Here is a 19,662-nt window from a genome sequence, read left to right on the forward strand (position 1 = left end):
CGATCGGGCGGAAGCCTGCGGCTTAAGCTCCCGCTGGCGCGGGAGCAGCGGTGCTGACGCACCGCCAGGTGCGGGGGTGCCGGCTACGCCGTCACCGTGCGTGGCGTGGCCTCGGCTGCGCCTCGGCGGATGGTGGGTGGTTGGGGGAATTCGCCGGTGGCGAATTCGTGGGCGCGGTACGCGCCGTTGGGGTGGGCGTCGGGCGTCGCTGCGCTCCGCCTTTCTGGTGGCTTTTCCCCGGGCCTACGGCCCGTCAATCGGTCGGCTTTCCGGTCTTGTTGGGCAGGTGTTTTCACGGCCCTACGGGCCGATTGGCTGGCAGGGTTTCCCGGGCTGCGCCCGGGGGTGAGCGTTGACGATGTGACGCGGAATTCGGGTAGCGGCCCATCCCTCCGGAGGGTGGGGTGCCGGCCGGGGCCTGCGGCCCCTCGTCGTTGACGATGTGTCGCGGACTTCGGGTATCAGTCACAACCCCACCCCGGGGGCCCTCCCCCGGTCCCGGCCGGTGGCCGGTCCGCCGCCTGATTGCTGGGCTGGTGGCCCATCCGGCGCTCCTGGGGCGGGGCCTGCGGCCCTCGGGAGCAACCTCCGGGCCTCGGCCCCGGCTCAGCCTCCCCGGCCCCGGGTGGCGGGCCCTCACGTGCCCCCGGACGGTGGTCCCTGACGGGCCCTCAACCGCAGACTCCCGGCCGAAATCCGCAGCGAATCCGGCGGCGTTTCCCCGACTTCCGCACAGCCCTATCCTACCGGTTCCCTGACGGGCGCCGAAGGCGAACAGGAAACCTCGCGGCAATCGTCCATCACGGCTCTATCCGGCCGCACTCCCGGCGGTAATCCAAATTCCCTTCCTCTCTCTTTCTTGGGGCAATCCGGAACCCTTTCGGGGCGCAGCGGCGGGGAATCGAGTTCGGGCACCTCGAAAAGGGGCCTACGGCCCTCCACGCCGACACGGCGACCGCCCTTCCAGGCCGCCCAGGAAATCCCACCCGGCGTCACCCGGGCAATTCCCGGAACGGCTACACCAAACCGAACACCGGACCTGGACGGCCACCAAGACGGGCGCGGCACCGGGCGGCCAGGACGGGCGCGGGCACAGCGGCCGGACGGCCGAGACGGCGCAACGGGACGGCCTGACGGCCGACCAGGGCCAGGGCCCGGCGCCGGGCGACGCGGGCGGGCCGTCGAGGCCGGCCAACCGGCGCCACCCGGTGCAACACGGGGTGCAACACGCCCACCCGCCCCCGCCCCAGCCACATAACGCCTCGTCAGACCCCCAACACGGCCCCGTGTTGCACCCCCACCACCGGCCACCCGGCCGCCGAACACCACCACCAGGACCAAGCCGCCGACAAGGCCGGCCTTCCCGGCGGCCACCAGCACCTGGCGGTCGTCGGCCCCCGGAGGCGGCCACCACCCAGCAGCAGCCGCAGCCCCGCCCCGGCGCCCTGTCGCACCCACCTGTCGCGCCCAGACCACACACAGGGGAACAGGGGTATCCGCCCACGTCACAACACGCGACAGCACCCCATCGCGACAGGCAACGCGACAGCCCCCACCCACCACCAGGACGGCGCCGGGACGGTCTCCCGGACCACCACCAGAACAGCCTCCAGGGCGGCCTGACGGCCACCCAGCCGCCGGGCGAAGGGCGCTGCGACGGGCACGGCCCGGACGGCGGCGCAGCGCGGCGGGCAACGGGCACGGCCCCGGACGGCGGGCCCGGCCCGGACGAAACCGAACACCAACCCCCGCCACCACCCCCACCCAGCAAATCCGGCCCGAATTCACACCACCACCAACCAATCCACCAAAACAACCCAACCGAATTACCAGCGGAATTCAGCCCCGAAAACGGGCCCACAACACCCCACCGGCCCCCCAACCAGCCCGACCCAACCCCCCAACTCCACCCGTCACCACACACAGTCACCAAACCCCGCCACCAACAGACACAACAAAAGGTCCAGACAACCCAGCGAAAGAGGCCAAAACACGGCCCACAACACCAACAGGTCACACCCTGCGGTAAAGGATGAGCTACGTCTCTCCGCGGCTCGCCGCCGGGCATCCACCGCTTCCGTACGAGGCCTGCTTCGCTGCCCGCTCGGCCAAGCGCGCGGGACAGAACTCCTCCTCCGTCTGACGGTTCACGGCCTGGCGCAGCTTGCCGGCCGGCGAGCCTGCGGGAGCCGCAGGCGTGGCGGCGTACGGCTCTGGGAGGCACGTTCAGGAGGGCCGCGAGCAGGCGGACCGCCCGCTGGGTGGTCTCGTCCAGGCTGAACCGGTAGTCCAAGCTCAGCGGGCCGTCGGCGTACCGCTCCAGCAGCGCCAGGAGCCGTGTCTGGACGGTACGCAGCTCTGCCATCGGGCAGTTGCCCCAGCTGTCGGCGGCGTGGGCCTGGCAGGGCGCTGTGGTCTTCTTCAGCGTCATGGCGCCACCCTGACCGAGGCCGGTTGTGGACAGCGGCACTGACGACAGAGCAACGCGGCCCAGCCGGAGGTCACCGGCTGGGCCGCGCGCAGCGGAAGGGCAGCGGGCCCCGGGGGCCGCGCGGTCGGTCAGAACTGGCTGCGACGCGCCCTCGGACGAGGCGGCGGCACGGCTGGCGCCGCATCGGCCGGGTCCGGGTGGCCGGCTACTCATCAGCCGTCTCGGGCTTCCGCAGGAATTCGGCCGCCTCCTGAACCACGGTCAGCGGGAGTGGATCCACCACAGGGCGTAGCTGGTAGCCGTAGCTCCCACGGTGCTGGACACCCCGTAGGCCAGGCCCTTGGTGATGCTGTACAGCGTGATGCGCCGCAGGTGCTTGGCCTGTTTGGCGCGCCACCGCTGAAGGATGCTGCCGAACGAACGGGTACGACGAGGGTCGGTCATCTGCTGGCTCCCAACGAGAGATATCGGAACTGACATGACCAGGCCCGGTCTGCCAACCACGCCTGGCGCGTGCTGACTTGAGGACAGTAACGAGATCCCAGAATCGGCGATCAGCGAAAACTTGTTGCGATACATCACAGACAGGATCGGGTAGGAAGATTGGCGTATGCCCACTCCGAGACGGGGCGTCGAACGCTCAGATGGACCCCGAGCCGCGTTCGCCCTCGACCTTCGTGCCCTGCTCGACCCCCTCGACATTCCCCGCGTCTCCTGCGACACCGGGGTGTCACCAGCGGCTCTCTACGGGGCCCTGTCCGGCACGAGAATCTGCTCGGAGCGCACGCTGTCCGCGCTGCTTCGGGCACACTTCACAGGTCTGCATCACGTGCAGTTGTCCAGCGATGCCCCAGGCTCCTGGTGGGCCTGGGCGGCCTTCACGACGGCGCCGCAGTCCCAGTTGATCAATCGTCTCCGTGAACACCGCCAACGCCTTGAGGCGAGCTCCCGATCCACGCCGCGTGACCCGGCAGTGCGGATTGAACTGCCGAAAGAGCACCGCCGCTTCGTGAACCTCCTTCAGCGTCATCTGCCGGCCCGGGAAGAAGAACTGCTGAAGCTGTCCGAGTCGCTGTCACGTGCTCACGATGAAAAGCCACATGAAGACAGCACGATGCCCGGTGGCCCCAAAGCCGGCGAGAGGAACATCACCCTGGGGCGGCTGCAGGGCTTCCTGAGCGGCAGGCGTATCCCCAGCACGCGGTCGCTGAGCCGCATCGTCGAAGCCCTGCCAGACCTGGCTAATGACGGGAATCGCGTACTGGAGCTCTCTAGCGCCGCCGAGCAAGCACGTGCCGCACGTGCTCGGACGCGCCACACCGCGCGCAAACAGAGGCGAACTTCGTCTCCCTAACCGCCACACCAACTACTTCCCGACTGGCCACCGAGGTCGGCCCGGGCCGGGGCGCCGCAGTCGAGCGAGCAGCGACGGGACCAGCGAGGCGGCGGACGGGACGGCGACCGCGATGCCATAGGTCAAGAATGAACAACGCGATGGGACGACGACCGCCGCGCGCGGCACAGCGGGACGGCGAAGCCGCCGACCACCCAGCGGTGGCCGGCGCCTCCCGGGCCCGCCTCCTCGTGGAGTTCCAGCGGGGAGCCGCTGCGAACGGCTTCGGCCTAGCACCACATCTGGTGTGAGCAACCGAAATTGGGGGAAGCCCGTTCGACTACGGGCGTACGGTGAAGCCCGAGGTGAGGAGTGAGTGGTGAGGCTCAGCGCAGCGCAGGTGATGAACTACCGGTCGGTCTTCGACACCACCAAGTTCGAGATAGAGCAGGATAAGACGATCCTGGTCGGCGCCAATGAGGCCGGCAAGACCGCCGTACTCCGTGCGCTGCAGTCGGTGAATCCGCCCGAGGGCGAAGCAAGCGGTCTGGACGCCCTGAAGGACTACCCGCGCTCCCGGTATACCGAGTTGGACAGCGGCGGGCAGGATGTCGAAGACATCGAGGTTGCACGCGCGACGTTCACTCTCAACGCGGACGACATCGCCGCCTTGCACGCGATCGACCCCGATGTCTTCGCCGACGCGAAGACGTTCGAGCTGATCCGCTTCATGGGCAACAACCTCAGGTGGGACCTTCCCGGCGTCCAGCGCTCGCTCACCTTCAACGCGATCAGCAAGGACACGGCCCGGCTGAAGGCGCACATCCAGAAGCGCGGTGAGGAAGGGGAGCAGCTGGCCGAGGAGCTCGACAAACTGCTGGCGAACATGCAAGGCGCCAGGTCGGTGTGGGGCAAGTTCGCAACTGATCTCGACGCGTGGCTGGAGCGGGCGTTGCTGGTCATCGAGGAGGGTAACTCTGCGGCCGACGCGCAGTTCGACCGGATCCGTGCCGCCGCGCGCCGCCACGGGATCTTCTCTCAGGCCGGGGGGATCCTCATCCCCCGGACGCCGGTGTTCGTGTACTACTCGCAGTTCTTTACGGTCCGGCCGCGGATCCACCTTGCGAACCTGGCGCAGCGTCAGGCCACCAATGAGATGGACGAGGAGTTCGACTTCGGGAACCTGTGCCTGCTGAAGCTGCTCGGTTTCACGGCGGCCGAGCTGTCGGCGATGGATGGCCAGCCTGCGCCCTCTCTGCCCCCGAACCCGCAGGACGAGAACGCAATGGCCGCCTACCGGGAGGCCGAGAAACAGTGGCAGGACCAGCGCGATGCTCGGCAGTACAAGCTGAACGCGGCGAGCGTCATGCTCACCCGCCTGATCAGTGATGTGTGGGGCGACGAGCAGCTTCAGCTGCGCCTGGTCGTGGACGGGCAGTACCTGAAGGTGGTGGTGGTCGACGACATCGGGGTCGAGGTCGAGCTCGACCAGCGGAGCGAGGGTTTCCGCTGGCTGGTCAGCTTCTTCGTCGTCTTCCGGGCCCAGACGAAGGACAAGCTGGACAACGCCATCCTGCTGCTCGACGAGCCGGGCCTGCACCTGCACGCGCTCAAGCAGCGCGAATTCCGCAGGACCGTGGCGATGCTCGCCGAGGACAACCAGATCATCTACACCACGCACTCGCCGTTCATGGTCGGCTCCGAGGAACTCCACCGGGTGCGGCTGGCGGAGATGCCGGACCGGACGGTCGGCACGCGGATCCACGGCCAGCTGGTCTCCGACGACCCGCGCTCGGTGTTCCCGCTCCAGGCCGCGCTCGGCTACGACCTCGCGCAGAGCATGTTCACCCAGAAGCGGAACCTCGTTGTCGAGGGGCTCACCGACATGTGGTTCCTCGAAGGCGTCGCCGGCGCGATGCGCGAGGCCGGGGTCAACGGCGTGATGCGCGACGACATTGCCATCGTTCCATCCGGGAGCGCCAGCAAGGTCATCTACTACTGCACGATCCTGCACACCCAGAAGCTGAAGGTCACCGCGCTCCTGGACTCGGACGCGGCCGGCGAGAAGGCCGCCACCCAGGACGAACTCGTTCGACTGCTCAAGAACAACCAGATCCTTCGGGCCAAGGACTACTACACCGGCCCGGTCGCCGGGTGTGAGGTCGAGGACCTCCTCCGCGAAACCCTGGTCACGGTCGCACTCGACAAGCTCGGTTGGGACGCGACCACCACCGCAGCCGCCCAGCCCAAGCGCCCGATCGTCGACATCTTCACGAAGGAGATCACCGGCTTCTCGAAGTACAAGCTGGCGAAGACTTTCCTGGCCTGGCTCACGGACCACGGCTGGAGCGACCTCACGAGCGATGAGCAGCAGTCCTGGACCAAGCTCTTCGCCGCGATCAACAAGGGCCTGGCTTAGACGGTCATGCCGCTCCTGGCGCCAGCAGCGGCTCAGGCGGGGCGGACTGTGCTGAGGGCATTGAGCAGTTCGATCTGTTGCCGGTTGAGCTTCCGGTCGCGGGCGCGCTGTGTCTGGTTGCGCAGCCAGACGCCGGGGTGGAAGGAGGAGTCGGTGGGGTGGCCGGTGCGGTTGGCCGCTCCGGTGAGGGTGCCTCCGGCGGCGAGGTAGGCGGTCATGCGCCGGTAGGAGCGGTTCCAGCCCGGTTCCAACCGCCATAGGGGGTCCAGGGCGTCGAGTGCTTTCTGCTGGTGTTTGGTCAGCTTTTTGGCTCTGCGCTGGGCGGCCATCCACGCGCCGAGCGGGTAGCCGTCGAGTGTCTGTGCGACGGGGATGGCGAGGTGGCCGGTCCGGGTGGCGAAGGCGCGGACGTAGGCAAGACCGCGCTCCCAGGCATTCGGGTCGTCGTTCCAGATCATCCCAAGCTCGGTCAAGCGGGAGGTCCAGATGGGACGGAGCTGTGCTTCGCCGTGCAGGTGCCGCTGGTGGGCGAGCCAGTGGGCCAGTTCCCGGTCCGTGCCGTTGCCGGTGGCGTCCAGGTGGCCGTGTTCTGCAGCGAACGCCACCGCCACCGCGTACATGCGCTCCCACTCCCGCCGGACCGTGTCCTGCGCCCGCGTCCGCCGTCTCCTCGAAGTGGGGCTTCCCCGGGGCGAGCGGTGGCTGGACACCTTGGCGGCTGTCCTCTGGCCGGGGCGGTCCGGCAGGGCACCGGCGACCCTGGACCGGTCGGTGGGCAAGTCGTGGCCCAGGTCCATGGACGGGACGAGGCGGCAGTGCTCGGCGCACTGCAGGAGCAGGGCCGGCGAGCTGCCGGGTGGGGCCAGGAGGTTCGGGCCGGCGTCTACCAGGCGCACGTAGCGGGCGGCGCTGTCCAGCAGGGGAACGGCCCAGGCCGGCAGACGGTGGGTGGCGCAGCGGGGTGGGTCGTGGAGGGTGATGGTGGCGTGGTGGGGGTCGTAGTCGGCGGGGGTTGCCGTGGCGAGGTGGTGGTAGGGGGTGCCGGTGGCCAGGGCGACGGCGAGGGCGGCGGCGTGCTGGGGATGGGCGAGGAAGTGGATGCGTTCGACGGCCCGGTCGGGGAGGAGGTCGGCGGGGAGGGGTCGCGGGCGGTGGCGAGGGGTGCAGGCGCAGGACGGCGGGAGGGCGTGGGACCAGGCGAGGCGGCTCAGGGCGGGGAGGGTGAGCCGGGCGAGGGTGGTGGGGTGTGGGATGGGCGGGACTGGTGCACGGGGGAAGGCGTCGGGCGGGATGTGCGGGGGCAGGCCGGTGGTGGTGCGGTGGTCGGTGGCGTGGAGCAGGTCGGTCAGGGCCCGGGGCGGGGTGCGGTGGCAGACGATGGTCAGGTGGACGCCGGTCCGGTGGTGCAGCTCCAGCAGGTGATGCCAGTTGGGGGCGGTGAGCAGGTGGGCGCGCAGGATGATCAGGTGCCAGACGGGCAGGGTGTGGATCCACGCCGCCGCGGCCGCCCACAGGAGGTCCGGCTTACGGGTCCAGGGGCCGGGAGCCGCGTAGGGCCTGCCGAGGGCGGCGAGGACGTCGAGGGCGAGGTCCTCGGGGTGGCCGGCGGCCGGGGTCGGGTGCACGGTGATCCGGCCGACGCCCGGCCGGTGGGCGGCCAGCGCCGCCCGGGTGCAGGCCGCCTCGTCGCCGACGTCCAGGGCGAGGGTGACAACACCGCGCACCGGGTGCGGGGTCACGTCCCGACGCCGAGGCGGCCGTAGACCTGGCGCAGCAGGTGCTCGTCCACGCAGGTACGGCCCTGGGCGGCAAGGCCGTCTGCGGCGAGTTTGGTGATGCGGGCCCAGGCGCGGAAGTTGCCGTGGGCGGCCTGCTTGTCGACCAGGGCGATCAGATCGCGGTCGATGCCTGCCCACAGCGGGTGGAAGGCCGGGATCGCCTCGAGGACCTCCGGGAGGGTGAGCGGGACGGCGTGCTGCCAGATGTAGATGCGGGAGGCGAGCATCGGCTCGCGACGCAGCACCTTGGCGCAGCCGTCGCCGCCGGCGAAAACGACGGCGATGTCGGTTGAGGGGTCGTCCCACAGGTAGCGCCAGTACTCGAAGCACTCCCGCGACATCCACTGGGCCTCGTCGCAGACCAGGACGTGGAAGCCGCGGGCCAGGGCGCTCTTGAGGACGGTGTCGAACTCGATCGGCCGCCCGGGCGGCTCGCCAGGCAGGCCCAGGGCGCGGAAGAGCTCGTGGCGGATGTCGCGCGGGGTGGGCCGGGCCCGGAACGCGATCCGGTAGGAGTTGTCCGGCGCGAGCAGGCGCAGCGAGGCGTTCACCGACAGGGACTTGCCGTTGCCCGCCGCGCCGGCGATACACATCATCGCCCGCGCCTCGAGGGTGGCGGCGATGTTGTCCTGAGCGGTGCGCAGCGCCTCGGTCGCCACGGTGCGGGCGCCTTCCAGGTTCAGGTAGTGGTCGGCGCGCTCGGGCGGCAGCATGCCGGGACGGACGGCGGGTGCGGTGGTCACGATGCGGGCTCCCACGGACTCAAGAGATAGGAACGGGCGGGGCAGATGGGGCCGGCAGGTCTGAGTGGGGTCACGGCCCGGCCGGCCGGGCCGAGGCGATGGGCGGGCTTGAAACGGGGCGTTGCAGGACACGGATGCGACTGCGGCGCGGTGTGGTGCGGGCTGCGGCTGTTCAGGTCGGCGGATCCGCTGGGCCGCCGTCGGCGCGCTCGGGCTCGGCATGCGCTGTGGTGCGGGGCAGGACCCATCCGTCCGGGACCGGGGCGTGCGGGAGCAGCCCGGGCAGCGCCAGCGACTGGAGGTCCCGGCCGTCGGCTGCCGCGAGCTCGGCCTCGGCCTGCGCCGCGGTCAGCGTCTGAAGTGGCTCGGGGGTTCGGGGGGTGGTGACGGCCGCGTACCGTTCGGTGCGGAGCTTTTCGGCGGCGGCCAGGGCCTTCTTCAGACGGCGCTGCTCAGCCGATCTGGTGCGGCGTACGGCGGCCCGTTGCTCGTCGGTGGCCGCATCGGCCAGGTGAGCGGCGCCCAGGCGGGCTCCGGTGACCGCGTCGACGACCTCGACCTCGTGGGAGTGGTGGGGCAGGAACCGGATGCGGACCTTGATCCCGTCCCCGGCCAGGCCCTGCATCCAGTCGCCGACGTAGTAGCGGCCCCGCCAGTACACGCCGCTGCTGGTGAGCGTGCGGGCACGGCCGTCGTCCTCCAGCGTGAACGCCCACAGCTGCCCCCGTTTGGGGTCCTCGAGTGGTGTGGGGTCCTGAAGCCACGCTTGCAGCGGGGTGCAGCCGGCCAGGGCCTGTGAGGCGTGCTCGGTGTTCCACCAGTTGACCCAGTCCAGCAGCAGTTGGACGAACGCGGTGAACGTCAGAGGCGCTGTCTCGTCCTTGGTCCGGTCGCGGCGGCGGACGGAGGGTGTGGGGGCGTGGGTGTAGCGGGGCAGGGAAGCGAAGAGCATCCGCTCCGCGCACCGGTTGAGGTTCTCCACCGTGCCCTTCAGGTGCGGGCTGTAGGCGGGCAGGTCGTGCACGGGGATGGCGAGGGCGCCGAGCGCGGAGGTGACGGTGCGGGAGAGGAAGTCCTTGCCGCGGTCGATGCGCACCAGGGCCGGCAGGCCGCCGACCGGCCCGTAGGGACCCGCCTCGTCGTCGCGGGAGATCGCGATGCGCAGCGCCGCCAGGATCGCGTCCCGGGACGGGGCGTGCGGGGTGATCGCGGCGCCGGTGACGGCATTCGTCGCGCAGTCGATGAACCAGGTCACCCACGGGCACACCAGCTCGCCGTGCAGGTCCACCTCGACCGGGACGTGCTTGTGATCGCCCTCCCAGCAGGCGTTGCGCCACTGCCGGGGCCGGCGCAGGTGAACGTCGTGACCGCGCCGGGCCCCCTCCCCGCCGGTCAGGGCCGCGCGCTGGCCCGGGTTCAGGTCCCGGCGGATCGCCCGGTGCAGCGTCGCCAGCGACGGCACCACCACCGGCTTGTCCGTCTCCTCCGGGTCGTCATCGGCGGCGCGGGCCTCGGCGAGCAGTTCACGGTGCACCGCGGCCGCGTTCCCGCACCACAGAACGAGCCGGGCATGCAGCTGCGGGGTGACCGTGAAACGCGCCCGCCCCTTCACGCCGGTCCTTCCCTCGGCACGGGCCGCGGCCAGCCAGCGCCACACCGTGCGCAGCGACACCCCCACCGCGTCAGCGACCAACCGCACATGGCCGGTCACCAGCTCACCGCGCGCATCCAGGGCCAGCAGCCGGTCCACCGCCTGCTGCCGCGCCAGCGCCACCGGCACCACCGGCCCCGAGCTGGCTGGCCCGTTCTCCTCCGGCACGAGCACCACCTCCACTCCCCCGACGCCGCGAGAACCCGTGCCCTCTGCACACAGGCGCCCTCAATCCAGGAAGCCGGACTCTGCACAGGTGTGACACCGCAATCGGCATTCCGCTGACACCAGAGCGGGGCGTGCGGTACACGTGCGGACGGGCGGCGGCTGAGAGTGGAGCGGTTCGGCGGTACACGTGGCCGACGCGCTTCGGGACGGAAGGCTGACCACCTTCAATCGGAGCAGGCCCCGGTCCGCCGGGTACCGTGCTCGGACCACTGCCGGATACCGGTACGGCAGGCGGCAACGCCGAAATCCACGAGCCGTTCGATCACGCGTCGGGCAGGATCCTCACCTGTGAATCACGTTCTGTACGGGCTGGCCGCCAACCCTTCCCTGCCCTGCGAACTGGTCGACCGGCTGATCGCGGTGGCGGACGCCGACCTCGCCGAGGCCTTGGCCTGCCGCCCGGACCTCAGCCATGCACAAGTGAAGGCACTGGCCTCCCGCTTCGAGGAGGCCGCAGTACGGCTCGCGTACGAGGGCCGGCTCACCGCCGACGACGTCGACCCCGCCGTACAGCCGCGCGCGGCGCTCGCCCTGCTCGAAGAAGGCGCTGGCAGGCCTCAGTGGGGGCGCCTGCTCGCCACCGGTCCCCTCGTGGAACACCGGGAGAAGCTGGCCGCCTGCCCCGATCTGCCGCCGGACGTGGCGCTGACGCTCGCCGCGGACCCGCAGGTGCGGGTCGTCGCGGAACTCGCGCTGTGGACGACGTCGGACCTCGCCGCCCGGCTCGCGCAGCACCCGCACACCGAGGTCCGCCGCGCGGCAGCGGCCAACGAGGCGACGCCACCGGCCCTACTGGCGGCGCTGCTGACCGGCGAAGGGCTGCCCGCGGCTCGGTCCTGCCTGGTTTGCGACCGTAAGACGACCCCTTTCGTCCACGACCCGCTCTGTCCGGAGCCCGACTGCGAGCTGCCGCCGGGAGCCGCCTGCGACGGCTCCCACGAGTCCGCCGTACACGACATCCAGCAGGCGGCCCTGCGTAACCCGGCCACCCCCGCAGCCGTCGCCGCGCTCTTCGCCGACCACCCCTCGGTGCTGCTGCGCCAGGAACTGGCCGCCCGCCCCGACCTGCCGCCCCAGGTGCACGCGCGACTCGCCGAGGATCCCGTCCCCTGGGTCCGTGCCCGGCTCGCGGACAATCCCGCGATCGACGAGGCCCTGATCCGCACCCTGGCCACCGACATCGGCCACGACGTCCAGCGCCGGCTCGCGCACCACCCGCGCCTGCCACTCGACGTCCTCGCCCACCTCACCGGTGCCACCCCGCTCGGCTCGCCCCTGCTGCCGCGCATCGCCGCGGCCTGTCCGGCCGAGGTCGAAGAGCTGGCCGCCTCACCCGAAGCGACCGTGCGGATGCTCCTGGCCCAGCGCCGCGACCTGCCGGCCGAAACCCGCTACACGCTGGCCCGCGACCCCGACGCCAAAGTGGTCAAGTCCGTCGCGCCGCACCCAGGGCTCTCCGAAACCCGGCTGCGGGCGATGGTCGAACGGCACGGAGCGCGAGTCGTCGCGAAGGTGGCAGCCAATCCCGACGCGACACCTGCCCTGCTGGAACACCTGGCCCGACACCGGCCGCCGGTGCACAAAGCGTTCCGCGAAATCGCCCGCCACCGCCACGCAACGGCCCCGGCCCTGCTCGTGTGCCTGACCGACCGGCAGGCCAGGCCCATCGCCGCCGGTCATCCGGCCCTACCGCCTGCGGTCATCGTCGAACTCCTCACCGACGACAACTGGCAGACGGTGGAAGCAGCCGCCGCCAACCCGTCACTGCCACCGGCATCGATGCTGGAACTGGTGCCATGACCGACCAGGCCGCCGCCCCGACGAAGCGAAAACCCGTGGCCTGACAGCCTGCCAGGACGATTGACTGGCACCGGGCACAACTCCGACCGACGAGGGGCATCCGTGGAGGACCCGGATTTCACAGTCCTGCTGGCCGGCAACTCCCCTCACGACCCGACGGCCCTCAAAGCGGTCCGCACGGTCACCGGGCTGAGCCTGTGGCGCAGCCGACAGCTGTTGGACAGCGCGCCCGCCACCGTCCAGTCGGGCATCCCGTTCGACATCGCCGCCCACGCGGCACGGTGCCTGCGTCAGGCCGGCGTGCCGGCCGCGATCCAGTGCGGCTGGTGCCACCGCACCCTGCCCAGCGACGACACCCCTGTCGACCCTGGCCCCTGCGCGTCCCCGTACTGGCCCACCGCCCACTGCCAGGCCAACTCCATGACCAGCTGTGATTGCGAGTTCTGCGCCGCTTACGGCCCCCTGCCCGGGCACACCACCCACCACAGCCCCTGAACCCCATGCCGACGACCGCAGCCCCGAGCCTGGTACGGAACTCATGAGCACAGGCCCAACACCATCTGGCACTGAGCTGACCGCCCGCTTAGGGATCTGCATCAAGATGTCACTGCGCGAAGTCTCCTGATGTCACTACACATCCGCACCCTGGTGACACCCAGCGCTCCCCGCCCCCATACGCCACCGTCAGCAGGGTCTAGTGACACCAGCTGATCCCCCAGTGACAACAAACCGTAGATTCGCAGGCTGAGCTACTTCTCTCCGCGGCTCGCTCGCGCGGCTCGGCGCCGGGCGTCCGCCGCCTCCGCGCGGGCCTGCTTCGCTGCCCGCTCGGCCAGGCGCGCAGGGCAGAACTCCTCCTCCGTCTGGTGGTTCACCGCCTGGCGCAGCTTGCGGCCGGCGGGCCAGCGGGAGCCGCGGGCGTGGCGGCGTACGGCTCTGGGAGGCACGCTCAGGAGGGCCGTGAGCAGGCGGATCGCCCGCCGGGTGGCCTTGTCCGGGCTGAACCGGTAGTCGAAGCTCAGCGGGCCGTCGGCGTACAGCTCCAGCAGCGCCAGGAGCCGGGTTCGGCCTACCCCGCCTCACCCCGCTGTCCGGTGACCTCCTCACCACCTGGACCCGACACCGCACCCACTAAACCCCAGGCAAACCGGGCACCAGCCACCCCGGGCCCACCCAGTGCATACAGGGCTCTCATCCAGACTGCGGAAATCCCCATCGCTTCTCACATGACCTGCAAATTCTCAACCAACTGCCAAAACCCGCAGCTCAAACCACCCTGACGCCCGACCGGCAACGCTCCAGCAACCAGCCACCGCCCCGAACACGACCCCACTACGGCCCTGGACCTTCTCAACCAACCCATCAACCCCCAGCCCGCAAACAACCCTGCCCAGCCGATCACCGACCCGCCACAGCAGCTCCAGCTCCGAGCCCTCCTTCCCCCCGATTGAGCCCCGGCACGTCCAGCACGGGCGCAGCGCGGCGTTCGCTGCGCGGGCGGCCTCCAGTTGTTCTTCGGCCTCCCGTTCCAGGCGGTCCTCGCGGTCCTGGTGGCAGGACCAGCAACGGCCGCCGGGGCGGCGGGTCCACTCGACCTGTCCCTTCGGGCCGTACGCCCAGGTGCTCTCCTCCTCGGGAACGTCGCCGCAGTCGATGCAGACCAGGGAGTCCATCAGCTCCTGGTGAACCCGTTGCTGCTCGTCCTCGCGGGCGGCCTGGCGCAAGTCGTAGGCGGCCCGGTTGTTCGGGTTCTCCAGCGCCTCGATGAGGGAGTGCCGGCCCGAGCGGCCGAAGCGCCACCGCACCGGCCCGAGCGGCCCGCGGGCGGCCAGCAGCTCCAGGGTGGTCGCGACGATGGGCACCGCGTCGTCGCACTCGCGCCACCCGTCGTCGTTGTAGTCGCGAACCTCCCCGCACCACCGGCCGCGCCAGCAGCCGGCGGACAGATCCGCCACGGCCTGCTGCCGGCCCTCCAACGCGACCGGTCCGGCGTCGGTGACGACCAACGCGACCGGCGGGTACCCGGGCCGGGTGGTGATGCGGCCGGCCCTCTTCCCCGTCGGGACGGTCAGAAGGGCGGGTCGTCGCAGTACCCGTCGTCGAAAGGCCAAGCCGGACCGGTGACATACGGGCCGCGGTCCTCGTCGCCGGGCCGGGTGAGGCCGGTGATGTCATGGCCCCACGCGGTCAGAGCATCGAGAGCCTGACGGCGCTGCCACCGGATGTCACACGTGAGCAGGAGGCGGCGGGCGCGTGCGGCCAGGCCGTCACGCTGCCCGGCCAGGTCGGGATGTTCGGCGAACACCAGGGCGGCAGACAGCGCGGAATCCTGCACGCCAACGTCGACATCGTCGAGGAACGGGGCGACAGCCAGGTACAGCACCGGCCTCAGGGCGCGCGCGGCGGCCATCACCGGGGTGAAGCCGTCCACGAACACGTCACCGAAGTATCGCTGGCAACCCGGCGGGCAGGCGTCGTCGAAGTCGTGAGCGACGCCTGCCAGCCACTCCAGCAACACAATGCACACCCCGTCCGCCGCCCCCGGACACCGGTCCGCACGGCGCGCCAGGACAGCGACGACGCACAACGCCGCTGGCACGGTCGCCACGTAGATCGTGTTCTGATGCCGCAGCCCGAGATCACCGAGAACCCGCCTGGCCTCCTCTCCGGTCAGGTCGTCGACGAGCAGCCGCGCCAGCACCCTGGGCACCTCCGCGTTCGGCCCGAACCCGGTGTCCAGGGACAGCCAGTCGGTCCCCCGCACCACCACCCACGGATCCGGCAGAACACCGGGCACGGGCGGCCCGGAATACGAATCGGGTGTCGTCACCCGCCGCACCCTACGACCCCCCACCGACACGGTCCGGGTCGGGCCAACCCGGCGCATACAGGGCTCTCATCCGGACTGCGGAAAACCCCAGTACATCTCACGCAACCCGAAAATTCTCAACCAAACACCAAAACGTGCAGGTCGAACCACACCGATACCCAGCCAGCAACACCCCACGAAACCGGCCCCCGTCCCGAACGCGACCCCACCACGGCCTGGCCCTTCTCAACCAACCCATGACCCCCCAGCCCAGGAACACCCCGACCCAACGAATCACCGACCCGCCACAACAGGGAACGGTGTGGGGCTGGGCATTCGCCCGAACCGCGCCGCTACGGGACCTGCCTCATCCAGGGCAGCCCGCCCCCACCGGCTGAAGGCCACCGCCCCGGTTGACGCGGCACGAGACTGTCCGGTGGGATGGCTGCCGCCGTTGTTGGCGTTCGGCAGCGCTTCCGTCAGGCGGCAGTTGGCGCCGACGGCACGTCCAGCCCGTGCAGCTCGAAGAGGGCGGCGAAGAACGGCCCCACGAAGGAGGAGAGCGATTGCCGGCTGAGTTCGCTTGTGGTGATTCGCCAGAGGTCGTAGCCGCGGAACCTCAGATCGCGGTCGCCGCGCACGGTGTCGTCGACTGCCTTGGTGGTCGCGTAGTGCTGCGGTCCGTCGACCTCCACAATCACACGGACTCCGTTGGGCAGGAGGAGCAGGAAGTCCATGCGATGGTTCAGCAGCGCCCGCACGCCCCGTTCCTTCACGGTCTTGTGATCCCAGTGCAGCCAGACCTCGGGCAGCAGCGCCGGCACATCCCAGCTCCGGCTGGCGAAGGCTTCGTAATAGGCGCGGCAGAAGGCTCGCTGGGGCGACTCGCCGTCCGTGGGCATGGATTCCAGGAGCCGGTCGTACAGAGCCTTCCTGTCCTTCACCTCGTCGCCGGTTCCCCGTGTCTCCTGCCACCAGTTCAGGAGGTTGCTCCAGCAGAGACCTCCCGGTCCGATGGGACGGTCGTACACCAGGTGCGTGTCGTCCCCGTTGTCCAGGATCTCGATGTCGTTGTCCAGGACGCTCACCATCCGCATGTCCGGCTTGGCAGTGGTGGCGAAGACCAGGGTCTTGAGGCGCCGTGGCGCCCCCGGACCGGTGCGGACCAGTTCGAAGAACGGGTAGCCGTCCCGCTCGCCGGTCTCCTCCAGCCGGCTTCCGGTGCCCGCGAGCACGGGGTTGATCGCAGCGACGATGCGGTGCTGCGCTGCAGTGTCCGGGAGGATGGCGGGGTCGACCAGGCCCGCGAGGAAACGGCCGAAGCGCGCGGAAGTGGCCTCGAAGGCACCGAGTTCCTCGAACAGCTTCTCCACCGACCAGTCTTCGGGGTTACGGAAGAAGTGCTGGCGGATCAGCGCCCGGAGACTGGGGGTCGACGATCCGAACAAGGTGGTCAGCGGGTCGTGGTCGATGATCCAGAACTGCTTCAGCAGTCGCTCGAATCGTTCGTGCCGGTGGACCAGGTCGCCCAGATCGAGGGCTGCGGCCAGCTCACGGCGTACCCTGCCAGGGATCTCGATTACCGGCCCGGCGGACCAGACGGCGTCTTCAAGTCCGTATCGCGCAGGTCCGTGAACCTGCACCCGTGCAGAGGTGAGAAGCCGCTGCGCCACCGGAAGAAGATCATCGTCGGTCAGCGCCCGCAGGCACGCCTCCAAGCGCTCGCGCTTCGATCCACTGTCCTCATCGGGCATCGGCAAACCGAGCTCCGCCCCCAGCTCGGTCAGTTCCCGGTGGGTGCCCGGCAAGTCCCGGACCACCACGGTTACGGCTTCGCGCAGCAGCACCATCGGTCCACCCCCTCGACCAGAGTGTCGCAGGTCGGCCGGACAGGCGGGAGAGGCGGGACAGTGTCGGGGCCGGCCGCTGCCAGGGGCCCCAGATCAGCCAGCCACGGTCTCGGCGTGCTGGGTGAGCGCGTCCAGGAGCGCGGCCTGCTGGTCAGTCAGCTTGCCCTCAGTGCGGGCCTTGTCCTGCTTGCGCAGCCAGGTGCCGGGCCGGAACGTCGAGTCGCCTTCGCCGGGGGAGCCCGCGAACTCGCCGCCGCACGGCAGTTCCTCAAGGAGTGCCGGCGCCTCGTCGACGGACTCACGTGGTGAGTGAGATCACCCAAACGCACCCCGGAACAGGGCGCGGACGGGCTCGGGCGGCCCAGAGGCAATCGGTAGCTGAGCGTCCCTGCAAGTCTCCGGGTTCGAAAGGGTTGTGGTGGTGGAGACTGGCCGCCGAAGCAACCCTGGCGGAAGGGACCGATCATGACAACGAACGCTCAGCCCGAGCCCGTGCGGGTGCTCGTCTTCGGTGCCGCGCTGCGCGCCGGATCGACAAACGCCCGCCTCGCCGCCCTCACCGCCCGCCTGCTCAGCGAGGCCGGAGCCGACGTCGACCTGGCCGCTATGCGCGACTTCGACATGCCCCTCTACGACGGAGACCTCGAGGAGGCTGAGGGCCTACCCCAGGGTGCACTGGCCATGCGCGACCGGCTCGAACGCTGCGACGCATTCGTGATCTCCTCACCCGAGTACAATGCGTCCGTCCCCGGGGTACTCAAGAACGCCATCGACTGGGTCTCACGCATCCGGCCGCAGCCCTTCAAGACCAAGCACGCACTGCTGGTGTCGGCCTCGCCCTCGCTCATCGGGGGCAACCGGGGGTTGTGGTCGCTCAGGGTGCCGCTGGAGCACCTCGGTACTCGCGTCTATCCCGATATGTTCAGCCTCCCGCAGTCGCACCAGGGCTTCACCGCGGGGGGCGAGCTCTCGCATCCCGGGGCGCAGGAACGCCTCGCGGAGACCGTCGCGTCCTTCGTCCGGTTGGTCGAAGCGGACACCCGGTACGTCTGCCTGCAACGCCGCTGGTACGAGTTTCCCGGCGACCGCACCGATGCCCCCGTCACCCAGCGCGCCGAAGACTAAGCGCCCTGTTGTCCGAGTACGCCCGTCCCGCAACGGCGACTCACCCCCACTGGTTCGCATCTCGTGCGGGCGTGCGCCACACACAATGAGGTGACATACGGACGCCTGCACGGCGAGTGCTGCCGGGGCTGCGACGCACGGCTGGCAAGCGTTCGTTGACGTAGCGAAGTCACCACACTGCGGACGCTTTCCTGATTGGCTCTGTCCAGGCGCATGGGGGTCCGGGCGGCGGGGGCGAGCCGGCTGCTGCGCAAGGCCAGTGCCAGGTCGTCGGGCACGGTGGGGGTTCGGGTCGGGGCGGGTGGCGGCCTTGACCGGAGCTGGCCGGGACGGTGAGGTGCGACGGGTCAGCCGGTCACGGTCGTGGCGTGCCGGGTGAGCGCGTCCAGGAGGGCGGACTGCTGCTCGGTCAGCTTGCCGTCGATGCGGGCCTTGTCCTGTTTGCGCAGCCACGCCCCGGGCCTAAACGCCGGGTCGTCGCCGAGGCCAGTGCGGTTGGCGGGGCCGGTGAGAGTGCCGCCGGCGGCGAGATAGGCGAGCAGGCGCCGGTAGCAGCACCGGGGCCGGGTGCGCCGGGCACCGCCGGCGGCGACCACAGCCGCCCGGCGACCATGCTCGGGTTCCTGGCCAGCAGCAGCGCGTTCAGCCCGGCCGAGTCCATGAAGGACCCGTCGTGCAGAGGTCCAGCAGCATCGGCGGGACCGGCCGGGCTGCCAGCGCACTGTGACCGATGACCCCTGTAGGGCGCGGCTGCTCCGGCCCGCACCAGTGCCGTGCCAGGCAGCATTGGCCGGGCGGCCGGAGGAAGGGACAAGGTGTGCGCGTGGCTCACGGCGCACCCCACCGGGCCCGATTACGGTGAGGCCCGTTCCCACCGGTCCCGAGCCGAGGACCCGTCTCGCTCCACGGGCCTGGCGCTGCGGGCGTGCTCACGGCTTGTTCTGGTACTGCTCCTCGGCCCAGCGGGCGACGATCCGGTACGCGCGAACCGCCTCCTCGACCGCGCTGGCCGGACGGCGTTCCTCGGTGAATGCGGCCAGGGCCCGGTCGACCGCCCACATCCGTACCTGGAGAACCTCGTCGGCGGTGAGCCGGCCCGTGCGGGCGAAGCGCTCGCGCTGGGAGCGGATGGCGTCCGCCTCGAGGGGAAAACCAGTCCGGGTGTGCGCCAAGGCCTCGCGCTCGGCGAAGAAGCCGTCGATGACGCGGCGGGCGTCAGCATGCTCGTCCACGGCCGCTCTCCCAACCCAGGCCTCTTTTCCACCGTTGCACCCGGCGAATCCGGCGGCATGGGCCACACAGTCCCTACCACCTGGGCCTTCCGGCCCGCCAGCCGTCCCATCCACCTGCGTGATGCCTTCGCCTCCTTCACCACTTCGCTCACCAGTCGCCCCATCACCCGCCGTCGCGCCCTGGCACCCGGATCCGGTCAGGGCATCGGGCGGCGGCAACAGAAGACAGCGGCCGTCGTGTCCGTCTCGGTGACGGGTGAAAA

At 70.4% G+C, this 19,662-nt stretch carries 15 protein-coding genes; 6 read left to right on the forward strand and 9 right to left on the reverse strand.

The features are described 5' to 3' along the window. Positions 1-2,692 precede the first annotated feature (2,692 nt). Positions 2,693-2,875, reverse strand: a complete 183-nt coding sequence (locus tag ACWDBE_RS33925) for a hypothetical protein (protein ID WP_449809826.1) — start codon at positions 2,873-2,875, stop codon at positions 2,693-2,695. Between the two features lie 385 nt (positions 2,876-3,260). Between ACWDBE_RS33925 and ACWDBE_RS33930 the strand changes: the two genes are divergently transcribed. Next, positions 3,261-3,785 (forward strand): hypothetical protein, encoded by a 525-nt coding sequence (locus tag ACWDBE_RS33930; protein ID WP_449809827.1) that lies wholly within the window; start codon positions 3,261-3,263, stop codon positions 3,783-3,785. A gap of 358 nt (positions 3,786-4,143) precedes the next feature. Next, positions 4,144-6,183 (forward strand): AAA family ATPase, encoded by a 2,040-nt coding sequence (locus ACWDBE_RS33935; protein ID WP_449809828.1) that lies wholly within the window; start codon positions 4,144-4,146, stop codon positions 6,181-6,183. 32 nt (positions 6,184-6,215) lie between these two features. On the opposite strand, the gene ACWDBE_RS33940 is transcribed toward ACWDBE_RS33935, so the two are convergent. The 3 genes from ACWDBE_RS33940 to ACWDBE_RS33950 form a co-directional block, all read right to left on the reverse strand. Beyond that, positions 6,216-7,922 carry a helicase associated domain-containing protein gene (locus ACWDBE_RS33940; RefSeq protein WP_449809829.1) on the reverse strand — a complete coding sequence of 569 codons (1,707 nt, stop codon included), beginning with the start codon at positions 7,920-7,922 and terminating at the stop codon, positions 6,216-6,218. Next, positions 7,919-8,704, reverse strand: coding sequence for an ATP-binding protein (locus ACWDBE_RS33945; RefSeq protein WP_449809830.1), 786 nt, complete (start codon positions 8,702-8,704; stop codon positions 7,919-7,921). Before ACWDBE_RS33945 ends, ACWDBE_RS33940 begins: the two co-directional genes overlap by 4 nt. A 172-nt stretch (positions 8,705-8,876) precedes the next feature. Continuing rightward, positions 8,877-10,454 (reverse strand): Mu transposase C-terminal domain-containing protein, encoded by a 1,578-nt coding sequence (locus tag ACWDBE_RS33950; protein ID WP_449809903.1) that lies wholly within the window; start codon positions 10,452-10,454, stop codon positions 8,877-8,879. Positions 10,455-10,871: 417 nt separating this feature from the next. On the opposite strand from ACWDBE_RS33950, the gene ACWDBE_RS33955 reads away from it, so the two are divergent. Both ACWDBE_RS33955 and ACWDBE_RS33960 read left to right on the forward strand, forming a co-directional pair. Beyond that, positions 10,872-12,383 carry a hypothetical protein gene (locus tag ACWDBE_RS33955; RefSeq protein WP_449809831.1) on the forward strand — a complete coding sequence of 504 codons (1,512 nt, stop codon included), beginning with the start codon at positions 10,872-10,874 and terminating at the stop codon, positions 12,381-12,383. Between the two features lie 102 nt (positions 12,384-12,485). Then, complete coding sequence (locus ACWDBE_RS33960; protein WP_449809832.1) at positions 12,486-12,878, forward strand: ribosomal protein L7/L12; 393 nt, start codon at positions 12,486-12,488, stop codon at positions 12,876-12,878. 746 nt (positions 12,879-13,624) lie between these two features. Here the strand turns inward: ACWDBE_RS33960 and ACWDBE_RS33965 are convergent. The 3 genes from ACWDBE_RS33965 to ACWDBE_RS33975 form a co-directional block, all read right to left on the reverse strand. After that, positions 13,625-14,389 (reverse strand): hypothetical protein, encoded by a 765-nt coding sequence (locus tag ACWDBE_RS33965; protein ID WP_449809833.1) that lies wholly within the window; start codon positions 14,387-14,389, stop codon positions 13,625-13,627. A 62-nt stretch (positions 14,390-14,451) separates the two neighbouring features. After that, the gene (locus ACWDBE_RS33970) at positions 14,452-15,213 is read right to left on the reverse strand and encodes a hypothetical protein (RefSeq protein ID WP_449809834.1); all 762 of its coding nucleotides are present in this window, start codon (positions 15,211-15,213) and stop codon (positions 14,452-14,454) included. A gap of 458 nt (positions 15,214-15,671) precedes the next feature. Continuing rightward, positions 15,672-17,042 (reverse strand): AbiJ-related protein, encoded by a 1,371-nt coding sequence (locus ACWDBE_RS33975; RefSeq protein WP_449809835.1) that lies wholly within the window; start codon positions 17,040-17,042, stop codon positions 15,672-15,674. 114 nt (positions 17,043-17,156) lie between these two features. On the opposite strand from ACWDBE_RS33975, the gene ACWDBE_RS33980 reads away from it, so the two are divergent. Beyond that, positions 17,157-17,351 (forward strand): hypothetical protein, encoded by a 195-nt coding sequence (locus ACWDBE_RS33980; protein ID WP_449809836.1) that lies wholly within the window; start codon positions 17,157-17,159, stop codon positions 17,349-17,351. Positions 17,352-17,507: 156 nt separating this feature from the next. Beyond that, on the forward strand, positions 17,508-18,167 hold the full coding sequence (locus ACWDBE_RS33985; RefSeq protein ID WP_449809837.1) for an NADPH-dependent FMN reductase: 660 nt from the start codon (positions 17,508-17,510) through the stop codon (positions 18,165-18,167). Positions 18,168-18,514: 347 nt separating this feature from the next. On the opposite strand, the gene ACWDBE_RS33990 is transcribed toward ACWDBE_RS33985, so the two are convergent. Together ACWDBE_RS33990 and ACWDBE_RS33995 are read right to left on the reverse strand one after the other, a co-directional pair. After that, positions 18,515-18,763 (reverse strand): helicase associated domain-containing protein, encoded by a 249-nt coding sequence (locus ACWDBE_RS33990; protein ID WP_449809838.1) that lies wholly within the window; start codon positions 18,761-18,763, stop codon positions 18,515-18,517. A 333-nt stretch (positions 18,764-19,096) separates the two neighbouring features. Next, positions 19,097-19,399, reverse strand: coding sequence for a hypothetical protein (locus ACWDBE_RS33995; RefSeq protein WP_449809839.1), 303 nt, complete (start codon positions 19,397-19,399; stop codon positions 19,097-19,099). Between the last annotated feature and the right edge of the window lie 263 nt (positions 19,400-19,662).

The sequence above is a fragment of the Kitasatospora sp. NPDC001132 genome (assembly GCF_053598415.1).

Coding starts and splice junctions, on each gene's coding strand:
- ACWDBE_RS33985 (WP_449809837.1), top strand. CDS start 17,508: ATGACAACGAACGCTCAGCCCGAGCCCGTGCGGGTGCTCGTCTTCGGT.
- ACWDBE_RS33975 (WP_449809835.1), bottom strand. CDS start 17,042: ATGGTGCTGCTGCGCGAAGCCGTAACCGTGGTGGTCCGGGACTTGCCG.
- ACWDBE_RS33925 (WP_449809826.1), bottom strand. CDS start 2,875: ATGACCGACCCTCGTCGTACCCGTTCGTTCGGCAGCATCCTTCAGCGG.